This is a genomic window from Natrinema soli (genome assembly GCF_028618695.1).
In genome coordinates this window covers 1-4,043 of the sequence record NZ_JAQIVI010000018.1, presented here as the reverse complement: position 1 = coordinate 4,043, position 4,043 = coordinate 1, and the positions used below count along the sequence as shown (strand labels likewise).

The following is a 4,043-nucleotide window of genomic DNA, read 5'->3' as shown; positions in this document are numbered from 1 at the left end:
GTCGCGCCGAACTGTCCGATGCTGGAGCACGTGCTCGTCGTCGACGCCGATCCGGAGCCGGCGCGCGTCGGCGAGGCCACCGTCCGGAACTTCGCGGGGGCGATCGAGGGTCGCTCAAGCCAGTACGAGCCCGTCGAGACCGACGCGGACACGCCGGCGATCGTCATGTACACGAGCGGGAGCACCGGCGAACCGAAGGGTGTGCTTCACACGCACGACGTCTGGCTCGGTCACTGTCCCGCGTTTTCGATGTACTTCGAGCGGGACGTTCGCGGCGACTCGATCTACTGGACGCCCGCCGACTGGGCGTGGATCGGGGCGCTGGGCGATCTCGTCTTCCCGGCGTGGCACTACGGTCGACCGGTCGTCGGCTACCCGATGGGGTCGTTCGATCCGGAAACCGCGTTCGAGATCGCCGAGGCGTTCGACGTGACGAACGCGTTCGTGCCACCGACGGCGATCCGCATGCTGATGACGGTCGACGACCCGACCGACCGCTACGACCTCTCGCTCGAGGCGATCTGCTCCGGCGGCGAACCGCTGACGAGCGAGATCCTCGAGTGGGCCGACGCGGAACTCGAGGGGACGGTCGTCAACGAACTGTACGGCCAGACGGAGGCGAACCTGCTCGTCACGAACTGCCGCGAGTGGGTCCCCGCGAAGCCGGGCAGCATGGGAAAACCCGTCCCCGGCCACGACGTGGCCGTCGTCGATCCGGACAGCGGCGATCCGGTAGCGACCGGCGAGGTCGGCGAGATCGCCGTCCGCCGCGACGACGATCCCGTCGTCTTCGAGGCGTATTTGAACGATCCCGAAAAGACGGCCGACGTGACCCTCGGGGAGTGGCACCTCACCGGGGACCTCGCGAAGCGCGACGCGGACGGCTACCTCTGGTTCGTCTCCCGCGACGACGACCTCATCATCACGAGCGGCTACCGCGTCGCCCCGCGGGAGGTCGAGGAAGCGATGCTCGAGCACGCGGCCGTCGAACAGGTCGGCGTCGTCGGCGTTCCGGACGACACGCGGGGCGAAATCATCAAAGCGGTCGTCAAGCCGGCCGCGGGGGAAACGGATTCGACGGACCTCCGTCGTGAACTCCGCGACCTCGTCAGGGAGCGGCTGGCGGAGTACGAGTACCCGCGCGAGATCGAGTTCGTCGACGAACTGCCGACGACCACGACCGGAAAAATTCGTCGGACCGAACTGGTCTGAGTCGGCGCTCGAGCGCCGCCGGTAGCGCCTTCACTCGCTGTCGGGGGAGTAGTTCGGCGCTTCGTCGGTGATGACGACGTCGTGAGCGTGGCTCTCGGCCTGCCCGGCCGCGGAGACGCGAACGAACTCCGAGCGCTCCTTGAATTCGGGGACGGTTTCCGCGCCGACGTAGCCCATGCCCGACTGCATGCCACCGGCGAGCTGGTGGAGTTCGGACTTGAGCGTCCCCTTGTACGGCGTCGCGGCCTCGACCCCCTCCGGAACGTACTCGTCGTCCTCGTCGGGTTCGTCCTTGAGGTATCGGTCGCTGTCGCCGGACTTCATCGCGCCGACGGATCCCATGCCGCGGTACTGCTTGTACTTCTTGCCGTTCATCGTGACGACGCGCCCCGGCGCTTCGTCGGTGCCGGCGAAGTAGGAGCCGAGCATGACGGCGTCCGCGCCGGCGGCGACCGCCTTGATGGCGTCGCCGGAGTAGCGGATGCCGCCGTCGGCGATCACCGGCACGTCCTGATCGCTCGCGACGTCTGCGACCTGTGCGACGGCCGTGATCTGTGGCATGCCGGACCCGGAGACGACGCGGGTGGTACAGATCGATCCCGGGCCGATGCCGACCTTGAGGCCGTCCGCGAAGTCGACCAGATCCTCGGCCGCCTCGCGGGTGCCGATGTTCCCCACGACGACGTCCGCGTCGACGGACTCCTTGATGTCTCGAGCGCCCTCGACGACGTTCAGGTTGTGCGCGTGCGCGGTGTCGATGAAGAGGACATCGGCACCGGCCTCGTCGGCGGCCGTCGCGCGGTCGTGCTCGAACGGGCTGACGGCGACGCCACAGCGGAGGCGACCGTCCTCGTCGCGGACGGCCTCCTTGTACTCGCGGCGCTGGAGGATCCCCTGCATCGTCACGAGGCCGACGAGGAGGTTCTCGTCGTCGACGACCGGGATCCGCTCGATCTTGTGCTCGTACATCATCTCGAACGCGTCGCGGGAGTCGATGTCCTCGGGGGCCGTGATGACCTCGTCGGTCATCGCTTCGGTGACCGGATCGTCCTCGTTGACCTCGAGGTGGGGTCGGATGTCCGTACTCGAGATGATCCCCAGGACTTCGCCGTTGGTGTTGACGACGGGCGCGCCGCCGACGCCCTGCCGGGCCATTCGCTCGTCGACCTCGCGCACGGACATCTCGGGATCGGCAGTGACGACCGAGTCGAGGGGGATGATGAGTTCGTCGGCGCTCTTGACGCGCTCGATCTCCTCGACCATCTCGTCGACGTTCATGTTGCGGTGAAGGACGCCGAGGCCGCCGTGGCGGGCCATCGCGATCGCCATGCCGCTCTCGGTCACGGTGTCCATCGCCGCCGAGAGGATCGGGACCGAGACCTCGACGTTCTTTGAGACGTTCGACGTGAGATCGGCGTCGTCGGGTTCGACGCGGCTCTCCTTCGGGCGGAGAAGGACGTCGTCGAACGTTAGCGCTTCCGGTACCTGCAGTTTCGAAGAATAGGGCTCTTGCTCTGGAACGTCGTTCGCCATGTAAACCGTCCGGACCCCCGGGCAAAAAGTATTGCGAGATATATCCGGGTGAGAACCGTTGTCGAGGCCATCCGTGGCCGATTCGTCTAGCCGCGCTGGTAGCCGCCCTGAGCACGCAGTATCTTGTCATCGTGACGCCAGTAGTTCGGCGTTTTTCCGGCGTTATTTTGTCAGCGTCCCCGCTCGAGTCATCCGTACTCGTCCTCAGGTCTTCGGGTTCTCGTCCGATCGTTTCGTCGGCGCGAGAGTCACAGTCGGTGTCACAAATCGCGGCGATCCCAGCGACGAGTGCCCATATCTATGACAGATCTGTGCGTTTCCGTACGGATCTGGCCGCTACTGCTGAAACACTACCGAATCGTGAAATGCCGTCCCACGCAACGTTTATTGACAGTCCGCTCGTGTGTTTGGGTATGTACGCTGTGAGTGCAGCCGCCGCCCGAACCGATGGCCGGACGAGTTCCGACTTCGCCGCCGCCTTCGCCTTCGGGAATTTTACACAGAAACTCACAGCACGAGGCCAGAACCCCAATGCGATCGGCCGGTGTGCGGACCGGTCGGTACGGGATCGCCCGTCATATCGCCCACTGGCCCCGGGTCACGGCCATCGACCCTGACCGATGAGTACGTCACAACACCCGGTCGCGCTCCAGATGGAGCGCATCGTCGGGGGTGACGCGAGGCTCCTCGCGCTGGTGATGATGCTGCCGTTAGTCGACGGCGTCTTCCCCGCGTTGATCCTGGCCGGCGCGCTCGACGAGCCGCTGGGCGCGATCCAGGTCGGCCTGTTGATCTTCGGCGGGAGCGCCACCGTCGCTGTGATCCTGGCGGAGATGGACGGCACGCCTCGAGAGCAAGCGACCGTCGTCTTGCTCGTCGGGATTCCGCTGATACTGCTCGCGGCGGTCCAGGCCGCGCTTGCGCCGGCGATCGAGAGCGTGCTCGACATCGTCATCTTCGAGCGGTTCGCGGCGCTGGTGATCGCCGCCATCGCGGCGAAGACCGCCAGCGCGACCATCGGGGACTACCTCCCCAACCCGATCGTCGTCATCGGGCTGGGGCTGGTCGCGAGTATCGACCCCGCCGGGGCGACGTTCGTCGTGATGACCGATCCCGTCCTCGTCGTCCACGCGACGCTGGCGGCGGCCGTCGGCGTGGCGTTCGCGCTGCTCATCGCCCTCACCGGGCCGTACCTGCGGGAGTACATGGACATCGATCGGTTCCGCTTCGGGAGCGCGGTCGCGCTCGGACTGCTGCCGCTGTCCCTGCTCGGGATGGCCTTCGGACAGGCCCCGCTG

The 4,043-nt window shown here is 66.6% G+C and carries 3 protein-coding genes; 2 read left to right on the top strand and 1 reads right to left on the bottom strand.

Annotated elements, in window-relative coordinates; translation table 11 throughout:
• On the top strand, nucleotides 1-1,212 hold a 1,212-nt coding region (locus tag PGX04_RS01115; RefSeq protein ID WP_273736828.1), incomplete at its 5' end, for an AMP-binding protein.
• A gap of 30 nt (nucleotides 1,213-1,242) precedes the next feature.
• On the opposite strand, the gene guaB is transcribed toward PGX04_RS01115, so the two are convergent.
• Complete coding sequence (gene guaB, locus PGX04_RS01110; protein ID WP_273736827.1) at nucleotides 1,243-2,745, bottom strand: IMP dehydrogenase; 1,503 nt, start codon at nucleotides 2,743-2,745, stop codon at nucleotides 1,243-1,245.
• A gap of 620 nt (nucleotides 2,746-3,365) precedes the next feature.
• Between guaB and PGX04_RS01105 the strand changes: the two genes are divergently transcribed.
• On the top strand, nucleotides 3,366-4,043 hold a 678-nt coding region (locus PGX04_RS01105), incomplete at its 3' end, for a DUF5794 domain-containing protein (protein ID WP_273736826.1).